The following is a 14,652-nucleotide window of genomic DNA, read 5'->3' on the forward strand; positions in this document are numbered from 1 at the left end:
AATCCGCATTTGCCGGCCGGCATCCAAGTCTGTATCCACTTTGTCTGCTGTACTCAGCTTACACACGACCAATAAGAAAGGCCTTCCTCTGCAGTAGAGGAAGGCCTTTCCTGGCTGGATCTACCAGCGCTTACCCGATAGGTAGGGCTTGGTGCGGGCAGTACGGCAGCGGGCCGCCGCGTGCTGCCCGGCACTACGCTGCCAGGCTGGCGGTGGCAGGGGCAGCCCAGGTTCAGCGGAAACACTGTGGGTTCGGATGGCAGCGGGAAATTGCGCGAGGGCGCTGGAACGCGAAGAAGTCGTCAGAAAAGACATGATGAATAACAGTAGAAAGTGAGGGAATAGCCCGCCTCACCGACGCTCGGCACCCGGACCGATGGCGCGGGCTTAAAACAGCACGCTGGCGTTGAGCTTGGCGTAGAAGGGCGTGCCGGGCGTAAAGTGCAGCTCCTGCACTGGCACGGTCTCGTTGCGCAGGCGGGTGGTGGTATCAAACTGGGCCTGATTCCACTCCACGTTCAGCAGGTTTTCCACAGTAGCACCCACCTGAAAATGCCGGCGGGTGTAGCTCACCACCGCATCCAGCAGGAAATAGCCCCGGGCCCGTACCGAGTTGTCCTCATTGGCGGGGCGGGAATCGATGTGGCGGTAGCGAAGGCTGGCGCTCAGGCCGCCGGGCCGCCGCAGCGTGAGGCCGCCTACGCTGGTGAGGGTAGGTGCCAACGGAATGCGGTTGGCCGCGCGGGGCTCCCCTACCAGCCGTCCGTGGTTGAAGTTCAGGTCTACATCAGCAAACAGGCTGCGGGTGAGCTGGTAGCGGGTGGCCACATCGAGGCCGTAACGGCGGGTGCGGCCAGCGCTTTCCACCACACCTTCGTCGCCTACGTACACCAGCTCATCCTGCAGGTGCAGGGCCCACAGCGCGGTATTGACCACCAGCGCGGGCACGGGCTTAAAGGTGGTGCCCACCTCGTAGCCAATAGCCCGGGGCAGCACGTTGGCCCCAGGGTTGGTTACTACGGCGCGGGCATCGTTGGAGTGAAACCCGAAGCCCGAGCGCACGAACAGCTGCACGGCCGGCGTCACATCGTAGTACAGGTTCAGCTTGGGGCTCACCCGGGCCTTACCAGCCCGGCCCGACAGAGAATCAACCCGGTCTTCCCGAAACCGGAAGCGGAAATAATCGGCGCGCAGGGCGGCGTTCAGAGTCAGGCGGTCGGTGAGGCTGAGCGTGGCGTCGAGGTAGCCGTTCAGGTTCTGCTCGTACACCCGGCCCGTTACGATGGTATCAGTCACCACGCGCCGCACGGAGTTGCGCAGGGCCAGATTGATGTCGTCGAGGCGGGTGCCCAGCCCGGCGGTGGTACGCAGCGTGCGGCTGCCCACCTGAAAGCTCCGCTCGTAGGTGCCGGTGTAGCCATAGATGTTGCGGCCGTCGGTCTGTCGAATCTGGTCCCCCTCAACCGGGTTGCGCAGGAAGAAGGTGAAGTTAGAGTATAGGTTGAAGTCGTAGCGGGAGTAGTACACCTGCTGGCGCAGCACGGCCGCGTGGGGCAGGTCGGTAGTGAGCACCGCTGCGGCATTGGTACGGCCCGTGGAGCCGCCCTCGGTGGGGTCGATGCTACCGAAGCGCGAAATCAGCCCCTCCCGGATAGCCCGCTCCGGCACCTGCCCCGAGGCATCCCAGCGGGAATTGAACCGGGAAGCTAGCAGCATGAGAGAAGTTCGGTCGGAAAGCTGGCCAGTGTATTTAGCCAGCCCATTGAAGCGCTTGAAGTGCTGCTTGGCGTCGAAGTAGGAGTTGGTGAAGGTATACTCGGCGGCCACGTAGGCGTTTTCGGGCCCGGTGCCCAGCAGGTGGCCGTTCATGGGCAACAGGTTCACCAGGGCCACGGCCCGGCGGGTGTCAAACTGCCCCAGCTCCACTTTTACCTGGCTTTGCTCCAGGCGGGTTTTGGTGGTAAACTCACCTGCGCCGGCCGTAGCAAAATCACCGAACCGAGCCGTGTACGGGCCTTTGTATACCCGCAGCTGGTCCACCGTTTCGGGTATTACAAAGTGAAAATCGGCGTAGCCCTGGCCGTGGGCGTGGCTGACCATATTCACCGGCAGCCCATCAATGCTCACGTTGAAATCGGTGCCGTGGTCACAATCGAAGCCCCGGATGAAAATCTGCTCGGCTTTGCCGCCGCCGGCGTGCTGGGCAATAACGAGGCCCGGCACCAGGGGCAGCAGGTCCTGGGCCGAGTTTACCGGTCGCAGCAGCTTATCAATGTTGGAAATAACGGCCAACGACTGGTTGGGGTCCCGGGGCTGGGCCACCGTTACTTCGGCCAGTGTGAGGGCAGTAGCAGGCAGGCGCAACGCCACGGTGGCTGGTTGATTAGATGCCAGCGTCACCGTCTGGCTGCGTGCGGCGTACCCCAGCCCACCGGCCCGCACCGTGTAGGTACCCGCCGGCAAATTGCCCAGTTGAAAGCGGCCCAGTTCGTCGGCGGTAGTACCACTGCCGACGCGGTTCAGCACGTGCACATGCACCCCGTTCAGAGGGCGCCCGGAAGCTGAATCGGCCACGGTGCCGCGCAGCGTGCTTTGTTGGGCCTGCGCCGTAATGGCACATCCCAAAGCCGCCAGCCCCAGGCCAGCGGAGAAAATCCCGTAAAAAGTAAGGTGCATACAGCCACTATGCGACGACCCGCCTTCCGCAGCAATGGCAGAACAGAGCGGTAACGTCGGGTCGGAAGAATAAGGAGAAGGGCCAGGCCGTGCAGTACGCGCCGGCCTGCTGACCCGGTTATGCGGGCTCAGCGTTCTGCTTATGCTTGCCGGGGAGGCTGATAAATGCCAGTGGCCAGACCGGCCAAAAGCTGCGGCGCCGGCAGCGGCCGGTAACTGGAAATGATGCGCACCCGCAGTAGCGGCAAACCGGGTAACTCCGGCAGGCAATGCAGGTCGATGCTCTGGAAAGAGGCCAGCAATTGTGCGGTAGTGCCGGTTTTGTGCTGGGCTTGCACGGCGTGCTGGTCACCGTTGCAGGTGTCAAAGCAGTCGAGGCGCAGGTAGTTCTGCCGCTGGCACTCGGCGCTGTGCACGTAGGGGTGGGCCGCAGTGGGCCCCGCCGGCTCCGGCCGCCCCACCAAGCCCGCACTCAGCCCCAGCAGGTAGGGCAGCAATAGCAGCAGAACGAGGCAGTGGCGGAGCATCGGATTAGTTTCTAGTTTCTGGTTGCTTATTTCTGATTTTCACTTGCACTGCTGCCCTGTTAGGGTCAGGCACATAATGGCTATTCTCTTGATTAGGCCAGTCGCTCAATCGTCCAGTAGGCAGCCAGCAGGCCGATGGCTACCGAAGCGGGCACCAGCACGCGGCGCTTGTACCAGGGTTTGTTCGCGGCCCAGCGCCCAATCAGCACCCAGGCCAGCAGAATAACGGCTACCTGGCCCAGCTCCACGCCCACGTTGAATGCCACCAACGACTCCACGAACATGGCCCGTGGCAGCCCCAGACTGGTAAGCGCCCCGGCAAAACCCAGTCCGTGCAACAGCCCGAAGCCAAATACCACTACTATCCGCCACGGATTCAGCCGCTCGACTACAATGTTTTCGATGGCCACGAACAGGATGGACAGCGCAATGAGCGGCTCTACCAGCGTGGGCGGCGGCGAAACCACTCCGTACATAGCCAGGCCCAGTGTAATGGAGTGGGCCACCGTAAACGCCGTGGCCTGCCACAGCACCGGCTTCAGGCGCGGCTCCAGCAGGTACAGGCTCAGCACAAACAGCACGTGGTCAAAGCCCAGGGGCAGAATGTGGGTGAAGCCGAGCTTGAGGTAGGTCAGGAAAACATCGGTGCGGGAAAGCTTGCTCAGGTCGGTATCCAGCACATGCGCGGCGGCCAGCCCCGGCAACAGCAGCAGGGCGGCGGGCAGCACATACCGGATGAGACGCACGGAAGGCATCAGGAAAGCGAGTAGATGGTAAAAATCAACAGGTTGTCACTCTGAGTTTACGAAGGATCTTATCAAGCCGGAATGATACATTTCGAGAGCAATCCAAACAGGATAAGGTCCTTCACTCTGCTCAGGACGACTTGTGATACTGTTGGAAGATTACCGTACGGCCAGCAGCTTGCGGCCTTCTTCGGCCAGGTCCAGCGTGAGGTACGGGTTGATGGCCAGGGCTTGCTTGATCAGCGCCTGACCTTCGGCAGAACGGCCGTTTTTAGTGGCAATGAGCCCGGCCCGGCACAGTAGCATGGGGTTTTGGGAGTTGGTGCGGCGGGCCGTTTTCATGAATTTCTCCGCCTCGGCGTATTCGCCGCGCTTGTAGTGCACCCAGGCCATGGTTTCGCACACGTCAATGTTGTCGGGGCGCCGGTCGTACTCGATTTTGGCGTGTTTGAGGGCCTTGTCCAACTCCCCGGTTTTCACGTAGGCGTAGGCCAGTTCCCGGTCGGCGTAGTGGCCCATGGCCTCATTTTCGTCGGCCTCGTTGGCAGCGGCGGCCAGCATGGTAATAGCCTCCCGGGCCATCTGGCGGGCTTCGGCGGGCTGCTGGTTTTGTTGGTACAGGTCGGCCAGCTCATCGGCAAAGGCGTAATCCTTCACCGTCAAGCGCGCTTCCTGCAGGTACTTGATAGCCGCCGCGTAGTTCTGGCGGGCCTGCGCCACCCGGCCCAGCCCGGCCAGGGCGTAGGCGTAGTGCGGGCGGGCAGTTAGCGCCAATTGGTACTGCTGCTCGGCCTGGCCTAAGTTGCCGCTGGTTTCGTAAAGGTGCCCCAGCATCACGCGGGCCCACTCGGTTTGCTCCAGACCCGCGTAGCCGGCCTGCACGGCCATCTGCATGGCCTCAATAGCTCCCGGCAGGTCACCGTGGATTTCGCGCAGGTAGGATACGCGGGTGTAGGAGCGCAGGTCGGGGCGCACCTGGTTCATTTTGTCGGCCATGCGCACGGCCTCGGGGTAGCGGCCCAGCTCCACGTTGGCGTCGCAGAGCAGCCCGTACACAAAGGCGTTGCTGGAATTCACGGCCACGGCCTTTTCCGCCACGGCCAATCCTTCGGAGAAGTGGTGCTGCGTAAGGCACAGCGAGGCTTTGCAGCACAGGGCCTCAAAGTTTTCGGGCTCTTGGCGCAGGGCCTGGTCCAGCAGCTGCATGGCAGCCGTGTCGTAGTACGGATGGTCGCCCGTAACGCGGGCCTCCTGCATGTAGGCTTCGGCCAACAATACACGGGCTTGGTTGTCATTGGGCTTAGCCCGCAAACGGGCTAGCAAGCCGTTGATGGCTGCTTTGGTATTCACCCACTCGCCACCCGCCGCTAGGTCGCCGTGGCGTTCCTTGAGCGTGGGTAAGGGGTCAGGCTTTTGCGTCAGAAAGATGACGGCCACAAACCCCAGAAACAGCACTATCAGAATTGGGTAGAAGTATTTCCGCACGCGCCTGATTGGTTAAAAAGTAGAAGCAGAACGTGGCCTTAACCGGCCCCTGATTCAGCCCGGAAAGGACCCAGCCAGCCGGCCGGGTCCTTTCTAAGCAGTGGAAAAGATAGCCGAACTCACCCAGGGTCCGGCTATCTACCCGTACCAAACCGGCCGGCCCACCATGGGCGAACAGGCCGGTCAGTCGGGCACGGGTTTAGCGGGTGTGCACCAGCTTCACGGATTGCAGCACCGTATTGCCGGCCGCAATAGTCAGCACGTAGGTACCAGCGGCCAAGTCTGGTGTGGCTTTCCACGTCATGTCGTAGGCACCCGGCTTATGCAGTTTACCGTTCATCAGGGTAGCTACACGGCGGCCAGTCAGGTCACTCACAAACATGGTCAGCGGCGTTTTCTCGGCCACTTCGTAGTGCAGGCTGGTAGCCTCCGCGAAGGGGTTGGGGTAGTTCTGCGCCATGGCCACAATAGTGGGCTGCAGGCCTAAGCCCGAAGCACCGCGTTGCGCGGTAATAGTGCGCTGGGCTTTAGTGCCGCTCCAGGGCAGCTGGGCGTAGGGGAACGAGCTACGGAAGGTGGTATCGTTGGCTTCAACCCCCGTGCGGAAGGCCAGCACGTTGCTCAGACCGTTCGTAGTTTCGTAGGGCAGGCCAATGGCGGCCAGCACTACCCCACCCACGGCTTGCAGCTCAATGCGAGTTACGTCATCCTCCAGGCGACGACCATTCGGGAAGCCGTCCATGTTTGGAATGGCCTGCAGATTGGTGTTCGTGTTGAAGCGAGCATCGGTGAGCCCCAGCACAGCAGCCGCCAACAGGCCCTCCGAGCTGAAATCAGCCGAGTTGCGGGGGGTGGCGGGCACGGCCATGTTCAGGCGCAGCATGTCGCCACCCACGCCCCCGGCGGCAGCGGGGTTGTCAATGAGGGGCAGGAAGTTGTTGATGAAGGGCTTGCCAGCAGCCAGTGGCTGGTTAGCCGGCTTGCCGGTAGCCAGCTGATAAGGCCGTACGTTGGGCACCCCCGTGTGGAAAATGGGCAGAATATCCACGGAACGGGGCTTGCCGGGGCGCAGCAAATATTCGGCGTAGCCACCGTTGGCAATTTTGGCGAAGGCCGTACCGGCTACGTCAGCGGCCGGTGCATTCAGCAGGCCCGAAACCCCATCTTTCCCGTTGGCAAAGTCAAACGAGCCCAATGAGCTACGCTGAATGCGCAACTGACCCAGGCCGGGTACCGCAGTACCAAAGTAGCCGGTGCCCTCAGCCACGTACAGGCCCAGTTCCGGGTTCGACATATAGTCTTCCGTGGCGGCTGCCTCGGTGTAGGGCGTAGCGGCGTTCCAGGCATCCTTGGCCCCAATGGGCTGAATTACCTCGTTGGTGAGCGGCATACCAATGCGCGATACCTGCACCCAGTTGCCGCTGTGGCTTTGCGTGCCGTCGGTGTTGAGAGTGCGCAGGGCAGGGCGGCTAGCCGAGGCCCACACCCCAATCACGTAGTCGGAATCGAGGATGTTGGCGGCCTGAGCACCGGTTTTGCCATCTTTCTGCAGCTGCGAAATCGGAATCTGCAGGGCAATGGTGTGGGTATTCTTGCGGGCCAGTCCGTCGCGGGCCGAGGCCGTCCGGATACCGCCCAGGTCGAAAATACCGCCCAGATCGGTGAAGAACGGGTCATCCACCGGGCCGCAGAACACGCGCACGTTGGTGCCCACCGTCTGGATGGCGCCCGTCATCAGGCTTTCGTAGCTGGGGGCGTTCAGGCCGGCAGCGCCCTGAATAGAACGGGGGCCAATGTTAGGCGGCGGTACTACCCCAGTGCTGGTAAGCGTGGTGAAAGCACCACCGTTGCGGCTTACTTCCAGCGTGTAGGTAGCCTTCAGATTTTGCTTGCCCAAGCGCACGTTAAAGAACGTGGTGGGGTCCTCGTTCGTCCGCTTGAAGGTGAAGCGGTACGTAATGTCGTCCTGGTTGGCATTGGCACCCGAGTTCTTAATGTGAATCTCGTAGCGCACGTTTTCGCCGAACGTGTTAAAGTTGGGTCCGCCTTGCGGCAGCTCCAGCGGAATGTAGTTGGCGATGATGTTGATCATCTCCGCGTTGTTCGGGTCGCGGAAGGCGTACAGGTCGGTGTTGTCGGCCAACGGGTCGTCGGCAATCAACGGAGCCTCGCGGTGACTGGAAGCCTCCAGGGGAGCATGTTGTCCGCTCCAGGCTAATAGGCCCACTACCGCCGTGGCGGCCAGTGACAGGTGCAGAATGGGACGCGTAAGCACTTTTGCCATAATGTGAATAGGGTTGGAAAAAAATGGGTGAAAACTCCCGCCTGACGCCAGACGGGGCCAATACCTCACTGCAGACGCGGTGAGCGGAAAAGCCACTGAGAAAACGGTGTGTGCAGCTCCGCCAATCTGCCGGCGGATGGATAGAGTAGCTGCCCAACGCGTGGATTGGGCAACCAGGTAATAGCGCGGGGATATCTGAACAGCAATACGCCGACCGCCCACTCGTCGGATTTAAATAGCCCGAATCTTATACAACAATTTTTCAGGCCTCTGGAACTATTCCGTGACCATTTACCTAAACCGCTTTGCCTCGGGATTCTGATAAGGTCCGGATACCGAACCTCTGCGTAGACAAGGTGCCCGGCTGGCGCATTTTTGTTCCGTATTTTTGTGCCACTTCCGGCCCAAAACGGTTCTTGTTTTTTGGGCTTTTTCTCCGCTTTTCTCCGGCGCTCTGCGGGGCGCCTCCCCATACTACATGGCCAAAGTCGCAATTAACCTCTCCACCGGGAGCCTGCAGCAAGAAGAAATCATTGTGGGCATCGACCTGGGCACTACCAACTCACTGGTGGCCTACATCCACCCCGACAGCCGCCAGCCCCAGGCCATCAACGACCAAGGCCGGGGTACCATCGTGCCCTCAGTGGTGCACTTCCCTACCGAAGGCGCTGCCCCCATTGTGGGCACCGAGGCCAAAGAATACCTGCTCACCGAGCCTCAGAACACCATTTACTCGGTAAAGCGCCTGTTGGGCAAGAGCTACAAAGACCTGGGCCAGCACGCCGCCGACCTGGGCTACAAGGTGATTGATGACAACTCGGAAGGGCTGGTAAAAATCCGCGTGGGCGACACGTTCTACTCCCCCATCGAGCTGTCGGCGGAAATCCTGAAGGAGCTGCGGACCCGGGCCGAGCACGCCCTCAAAACGCCCGTGAACAAGGCCGTTATTACGGTGCCCGCCTACTTCAACGACTCGCAACGCCAGGCCACCCGCGACGCCGGCCGCCTGGCGGGCCTGGAGGTGCTGCGCATTGTGAACGAGCCTACCGCCGCGGCCCTAGCCTACGGCATCGGCCTCTCGCCCGACGAGGAGAAAACTGTGGCCGTGTACGATTTGGGCGGTGGCACCTTCGATATCAGCATCCTGCACCTGCACCAGGGTATTTTTGAGGTGCTGAGCACCAACGGCGACACCTACCTGGGCGGCGACGACCTGGACCGCGCCATTTCCGACCACTGGACCACCCAACACAGCCTCGGCGGACGCCTGCAGGGCAACGGCCCGCTGCAGCAGGAGCTGCGCCTGCTGGCCGAATCGGCCAAGCGCTACCTCAGCCAGCACGACGACTTTGCCGGCAACCTGGGCGACGACGTGGTGGTGCGCCTCACCAAAACCGAGTTCAACCAGCTGGTGCAGCCCCTGGTAGACCGCACCCTGGCGGCCTGCCGCCAGGCCCTGGCCGACGCCAAGCTCACGCCCCAGCAGCTCGACGCCGTGCTGCTGGTGGGCGGTTCCACCCGCGTGCCGCTGGTGTACGACAGCGTAAGCCAGTTTTTCGGGCAGCCCGCCAACAACTCACTCAACCCCGACGAGGTAGTGGCTCTGGGAGCTGCCATTCAGGCCGACATCCTGGCCGGCAACCGCCGCGACGTGCTGCTGCTGGACGTGACGCCCCTCACGCTGGGCATTGAAACCATGGGCGGGCTGATGGACCCCATTATCCCGCGCAACTCCAAAATCCCCACCAAAGCCGGCCGCCAGTACACCACCTCGGTAGACGGGCAGGTAAACCTGAAAATATCGGTGTTCCAGGGTGAGCGGGATTTGGTGAAGGAAAACCGCAAGCTGGCCGAGTTCGACCTGCGCGGCATTCCGGCCATGCCTGCCGGCCTGCCCAAGGTAGATGTGAACTTCCTGCTCAACGCCGACGGCATTCTGAAGGTGGAAGCCATTGAGCTGCGCTCCAACACCCGCCAGAGCGTGGAAATCAAGCCCCAGTACGGCCTTACCGATGAACAGGTAGAGCAGATGCTGCTGGACTCCATGACCAACGCCCGTGAGGATATTGCCGCCCGCATGGTAATTGAGGCCCGCACCGTAGCCGAGCAGATGCTGTACCAGGTAGAGCGCTTCGTGGCCAAAAATGGGCAGCACCTCACGCCCGAGGAAGTTACCCAGACCCAGGCCGGCGTAACCAAGCTAAAGGCCGCCCTCGAAACCAAGGAAAAAGATGTCATCCTGAAAGCCGTGGATGAGCTGGAAGAACTTACCCGCCCCTTCGCCGAGCGGGTGATGAACATCAGCATCAGCCAGGCCATGGCGGGTAAAAAAATTGGCTAACGAGTATTTCTGAGCACAATTAACCGGTAAAAGCCCGGCGGTCAGCCTTGACCGCCGGGCTTTTTCATTTCCGATTCGTAGGCTTGCTCATCTCATTGTATCATCCGGCGGCCGGCACTAAAAGGCACAAAGCACATTTGGGGGTTACATTGGGTTCCCGAAGCAGCAGTAAACAGCACATAAAGTTCCCATGAATCCGCACCTCGCCCGCCTGCACCGCCTAGCCCAGCAACCCAGCCGCCGCATCATCGGGCTGATGTCGGGCACTTCCCTGGATGGGCTGGATGTGGCCCTGTGCCGCCTGCACGGGCACGGTACCGGCACGCGGCTGGAGCTGGAGCAGTTTGCCACCGTACCCTACCCCGACGACGTGCGCCGCCGCATCCGGGAGGTATTTGCCCGCGAGCAGGTAAGCCTGGAGTACCTCACCTTGCTGAACCCCTGGCTGGGTAGCCTGCACGCCACCATGATTACGCAGTGCCTGAAGCAGTGGCAGGTAACTGCTTCGGATGTTGATCTGGTAGCCAGCCACGGCCAGACGGTGTACCACGCCCCCGCCCACCAGCACCAGCATCCCGACTTTGCGGGCCTGAACGCCACTCTGCAGCTCGGCGACGGGGACCACGTGGCGGTGGGCACCGGTATCATCACCCTCAGCGACTTCCGGCAGAAGCACATTGCCGGCGGCGGCGAGGGGGCACCATTGGCTGCCTACGGTGACTATCTGCTGCTCAGCAGCCCCCACGAGGAGCGGCTGCTGCTCAACCTGGGCGGCATTGCCAACTTCACCTACCTGCCCCGCACCGGTCAGGACGCCAGTACCGCCTTCAGCACCGATACCGGCCCCGGCAACACCCTGCTCGATGCCACCGTGCGCCAGCACCGCCCCGAACTGGCCTATGACGAAGATGGCCGCCTGGCCCTAGCCGGCCACGTGCACGCAGGATTGTTACAGGAACTGCTGGCACACCCGTTCTTCACTGCCCCACTACCCAAAACCACCGGCCCCGAGTTGTTTGGCCCGGCCTACCTGCGCGATGCTCAGGCCCGGAGCCATACCCAGCAGTTGAGCCTGGAAGATATGTTGGCCACTCTTACAGAGCTAAGCGCTGTGGGCGTAACGCGCGCTGTGCAGCAGGTATTTGGTTTGCAGCCCGCACTGGCTGTGTATGCCAGTGGCGGCGGGGCTCACAACCCGGCGTTGCAGGCCGCCTTGCAACGGCATTTGCCCGGCTGCACGTTTGCCACAACTGAGGCGTTAGGCGTCCTGCCCGATGCCAAGGAGGCCATTCTGTTTGCGCTGCTGGCCAACGAAGCCGTGGCGGGTCAGCCTGTAAGTATTGGGGCCGGGCGCCAACGAGTACCCGCTGTGAGTATGGGCAAGATTTCTTTCCCGAAGTAGCCTCGGCCTCACTGAGTACAATTTATCCTTCTTTTCAGTATGTTTAATGGCTTGCCATCAGTGCCTAAGGGGCTGGTGGCAAGCCGTTCTTTTTCACCCCTATTTTTTACTCTATGCCGCACACCTACTCTTTTGCCGGGTACCGAAGTCAAGTGGCCGGACTGGTACTTTTAGTGCCCTTGGTTGGCACTGCCTTTTCGGCTTCGGCTCAGAACACACGCTATATCATTCGGGGCCGGGTAGTGGACGTCCGCGGGGAAGCCTTACCGGGGGCTACTGTGCGGCTTCTTAACACCGTTCTTGGGGCCAGTACCAATGTGCAAGGCCAGTTTGAGTTGGCTCCCAGCCTTGCCCCAGGTACGTACCAACTGGAAATTAGCTCGGTAGGCTATACGCCGCTGCGACGCTCCGTAACACTTGGGGCTGATGCTACCGTAACGGTACCCGATGCCACTTTGGCGGAGGATTTGGTGCGCCTGAATGATGTGGTGGTAACCGGCACCTCGGTGGCTACCAGCAAAAAGCAGCTCGGGAATACCATTGCAACGGTAAGCGGCGAGGAACTGCGTACGGCTGTGCCCACCCAGATTGATCAGGCGTTGCAGGGGAAATTCTCGGGGGTGCAGATTACTCAGAACTCGGGCAACCCCGCCGGAGGCATTTCTGTGCGCCTGCGTGGGCCCAGCACCGTGGCAGGCTCCTCCGACCCACTATATATCATTGATGGGGTAATTATCAACAACGACTCGCCCCAGCTACTGGACTTGGGCGGGTACGCGCAGAACCGCCTGGTTGATATCAGCCCCAATGATGTAGAGCGCATTGAAGTAATTAAAGGGGCTGCCGCTGCTGCCATATATGGTTCACGGGCCAGCAATGGCGTAGTACAGATTTTTACTAAACGCGGCCAGGAAGGCAAGCCCCAGGTTACAGTATCCTCGCAATTCCTGACCTCGCAAATTCGCCGGGAGCTGGACTATAACAAGTACCCTTTCCGGTTCACCACTACCGGCAACACCACCGACCTGACCCAGGTACCCGTGCAGCGCTACGACTTGCAGAAGGACATTTTCCGGACTGCCGTGGGCACGGATAACTATGTGTCGCTTACGGGCGGGGCCGGCGGCACTAAGTATTTTGCCTCCGGCAACTATTTCCGCAACCAGGGTATTGTGGACAATACAGATTTCAACCGGGGAGGTGGCCGTATCCGCCTGCAGCAGACGCTGGGTACCAAGGCCAGCGTGAGTGCGGGGGCCAATTACTCGCTCACGCACAGCCGGGAAGTACCCAACGGGGGCATCAATGAGGCCTATGGCGCCCTGACCGGTTTCATCTTCGCCAACAACTATATAGACCCAGCTCAGGACCCCGTAACGGGCCGGTACCCAAGCACCGCCCTCAATATTGCCCGTACAAACCCGCTGGAGGCCATTAACCGCTTCGATTTTCAGCAACGTACGTCCCGCTTCATCGGCGACGCCCAACTTAACCTGACGCCCTTTGCCGGCTTCACCGCAGATTATGTACTGGGTTACGATGCCAGCACGCAGGTTGCCACTGGCTTTATACCCACCGGTAGCACCGCTCCTACCTACACAACCGGCCTTGCCCGCCGGGCCGACCGTACTGCCTTCCTGGTTAACAACGACCTGACGTTGGGCTACCGCCGCGACGTTACCGAGTGGCTGGCCAGCACAACCACGTTAGGAGGCACACTGCAATACGAGCGGGCGTTCCAAACCAGCATCCAGTCCATCAACCTGGCCCCCGTAATCCAGACTACGGCCAGCGGCACTATCACCACCACGGAGCCGCGCACGGAGCGTACCATCCGAGGAGCATTTGTGCAGCAGACTTTTGGGTTGGCCAACCGGTTTTTCCTGACCGGGGCGTTGCGCGTGGACGCGGCCTCGGTATATGGAACTAAAGTACGCACCCAGTACTACCCTAAAATCAGTGGCTCCTACGTTCTTTCCGATGAGGCCTTCTGGCGGGAAGGAACGCTGCAGCGGTTCGTTCCTCAGTTCAAGCTTCGGGCCTCTTACGGTGAAGCCGGCAACCTCACGGCCATTGGGCCCTACGACCGATTTACCAACTTTGTGCCCGTTGTACAGGGCACGCTACCGGGGCTCATAACTTCCACTCAGCAGGGCAATAACAACCTGAAGCCGGAGCGCCAAAAGGAGTTTGAAGTGGGCACAGATATGAGCCTGTTCAACGGCCGCCTGGGGCTGGAGTTTTCCTATTACGATAAGCGCGTAACCGACCTGTTGCTGCTCCGTGACCTGAACTTCAGTTCCGGTTTCAGCAACCGGTACGACAACATTGGCAACATGCGCAACCGGGGCGTGGAGCTGTTGATACGCGGCACCCCGGTTCAGGCCGAGCAGGTAATCTGGACCATTACGGGCACGTTCTCGCACAACCAGAACCGGATTACCAATATTCCGGGCGGGCTTGTCACGTTTGCCAATGGGTTCGGGTTGGTAGCCGCCGTAGAAGGGAATCCGCTGGGCACTTACTACGGCACGTATTCAGCCCGCAACCCCGATGGGTCTCTGCTGCTCACGCCGGGTGGCCTGCCCCAGCGGGAGCGAGGCGTACAGGGCGTAAATGGTGTCCCTAGCGTGCCCCAACGCGCCGCCGATGGGCAGCCATCGGGCACATTGCTCAACGCGGTGCTTGGCAACCCCAACCCGCGCTACGTGGCCTCGCTCATCAACGAAGTGGCCCTATTGAAAGGCCGCTTATCCCTACGGGTACAGTTTGACACCCAGCAGGATTTTGACGTGTTCAACTTCACGGAGCGCGTGGGCAGCCGCGAAACATTTGGCGGCTTGGCCGTGTACGAGCCCGAGCTGCGCGGTGAAGTGCCCAAGGGCACCAGCGTAGCCACCTACACCACCTACGATAAGTGGGTGCAGGATGGGTCTTTTATCAAACTGCGGGAAGCCTCGGCCAGCTACCTCATTCGGCCCAAATTGCTGGGTATGCGGGAGCTGCGCCTCTCAGTATCGGGCCGCAACCTGTGGGTAATTACCGACTACCGTGGCTATGACCCCGAAGTAAACGCCGCCGGCCAGAGCAACGCTGTGCGCGGCTTTGACTTTGTGGAAGTACCCATCCCTCGCACCGTTACGGTGGGTTTCAACGCCTCATTTTAGTTATTCCTCCGGCTTTTCTTCTTG

At 60.9% G+C, this 14,652-nt stretch carries 9 protein-coding genes; 3 read left to right on the forward strand and 6 right to left on the reverse strand.

All coding sequences use genetic code 11. The features are described 5' to 3' along the window. Positions 1-120: 120 nt before the first annotated feature. The 6 genes from LF252_RS13725 to LF252_RS13750 all read right to left on the reverse strand — a co-directional run bounded on the left by LF252_RS13725 (position 121) and on the right by LF252_RS13750 (position 7,718). On the reverse strand, positions 121-315 hold the full coding sequence (locus tag LF252_RS13725) for a hypothetical protein (RefSeq protein ID WP_226270161.1): 195 nt from the start codon (positions 313-315) through the stop codon (positions 121-123). A 72-nt stretch (positions 316-387) separates the two neighbouring features. After that, positions 388-2,676: a TonB-dependent receptor gene (locus LF252_RS13730; RefSeq protein WP_226270162.1), complete on the reverse strand. Its 2,289-nt coding sequence runs from the start codon at positions 2,674-2,676 to the stop codon at positions 388-390. A gap of 140 nt (positions 2,677-2,816) precedes the next feature. After that, complete coding sequence (locus tag LF252_RS13735; protein ID WP_226270163.1) at positions 2,817-3,203, reverse strand: hypothetical protein; 387 nt, start codon at positions 3,201-3,203, stop codon at positions 2,817-2,819. A gap of 92 nt (positions 3,204-3,295) precedes the next feature. Continuing rightward, complete coding sequence (locus LF252_RS13740; RefSeq protein ID WP_226270164.1) at positions 3,296-3,958, reverse strand: HupE/UreJ family protein; 663 nt, start codon at positions 3,956-3,958, stop codon at positions 3,296-3,298. 150 nt (positions 3,959-4,108) lie between these two features. Continuing rightward, positions 4,109-5,434 (reverse strand): tetratricopeptide repeat protein, encoded by a 1,326-nt coding sequence (locus LF252_RS23055; RefSeq protein WP_226270165.1) that lies wholly within the window; start codon positions 5,432-5,434, stop codon positions 4,109-4,111. Positions 5,435-5,633: 199 nt separating this feature from the next. Then, complete coding sequence (locus tag LF252_RS13750; RefSeq protein WP_226270166.1) at positions 5,634-7,718, reverse strand: DUF4331 family protein; 2,085 nt, start codon at positions 7,716-7,718, stop codon at positions 5,634-5,636. A gap of 478 nt (positions 7,719-8,196) precedes the next feature. Here LF252_RS13750 and hscA point away from each other — a divergent pair, with 478 nt between their 5' ends. From hscA to LF252_RS13765, 3 genes are all read left to right on the forward strand, one after another. Further along, positions 8,197-10,059 (forward strand): Fe-S protein assembly chaperone HscA, encoded by a 1,863-nt coding sequence (gene hscA, locus LF252_RS13755; RefSeq protein WP_226270167.1) that lies wholly within the window; start codon positions 8,197-8,199, stop codon positions 10,057-10,059. A gap of 190 nt (positions 10,060-10,249) precedes the next feature. Continuing rightward, positions 10,250-11,461, forward strand: coding sequence for an anhydro-N-acetylmuramic acid kinase (locus LF252_RS13760; RefSeq protein ID WP_226270168.1), 1,212 nt, complete (start codon positions 10,250-10,252; stop codon positions 11,459-11,461). Positions 11,462-11,574: 113 nt separating this feature from the next. Continuing rightward, a complete protein-coding gene (locus LF252_RS13765) occupies positions 11,575-14,628 on the forward strand; it encodes a SusC/RagA family TonB-linked outer membrane protein (RefSeq protein ID WP_226270169.1) in 3,054 nt (1,017 codons plus the stop codon). The last annotated feature ends 24 nt before the right edge of the window (positions 14,629-14,652 follow it).

Source organism: Hymenobacter pini (genome assembly GCF_020421205.1).
Taxonomy (GTDB): Bacteria; Bacteroidota; Bacteroidia; order Cytophagales; family Hymenobacteraceae; genus Hymenobacter; species Hymenobacter pini.

Coding starts and splice junctions, on each gene's coding strand:
- LF252_RS13725 (WP_226270161.1), bottom strand. CDS start 315: ATGTCTTTTCTGACGACTTCTTCGCGTTCCAGCGCCCTCGCGCAATTT.
- LF252_RS13730 (WP_226270162.1), bottom strand. CDS start 2,676: ATGCACCTTACTTTTTACGGGATTTTCTCCGCTGGCCTGGGGCTGGCG.
- LF252_RS13735 (WP_226270163.1), bottom strand. CDS start 3,203: ATGCTCCGCCACTGCCTCGTTCTGCTGCTATTGCTGCCCTACCTGCTG.
- LF252_RS13740 (WP_226270164.1), bottom strand. CDS start 3,958: ATGCCTTCCGTGCGTCTCATCCGGTATGTGCTGCCCGCCGCCCTGCTG.
- LF252_RS13750 (WP_226270166.1), bottom strand. CDS start 7,718: ATGGCAAAAGTGCTTACGCGTCCCATTCTGCACCTGTCACTGGCCGCC.
- hscA (WP_226270167.1), top strand. CDS start 8,197: ATGGCCAAAGTCGCAATTAACCTCTCCACCGGGAGCCTGCAGCAAGAA.
- LF252_RS13760 (WP_226270168.1), top strand. CDS start 10,250: ATGAATCCGCACCTCGCCCGCCTGCACCGCCTAGCCCAGCAACCCAGC.
- LF252_RS13765 (WP_226270169.1), top strand. CDS start 11,575: ATGCCGCACACCTACTCTTTTGCCGGGTACCGAAGTCAAGTGGCCGGA.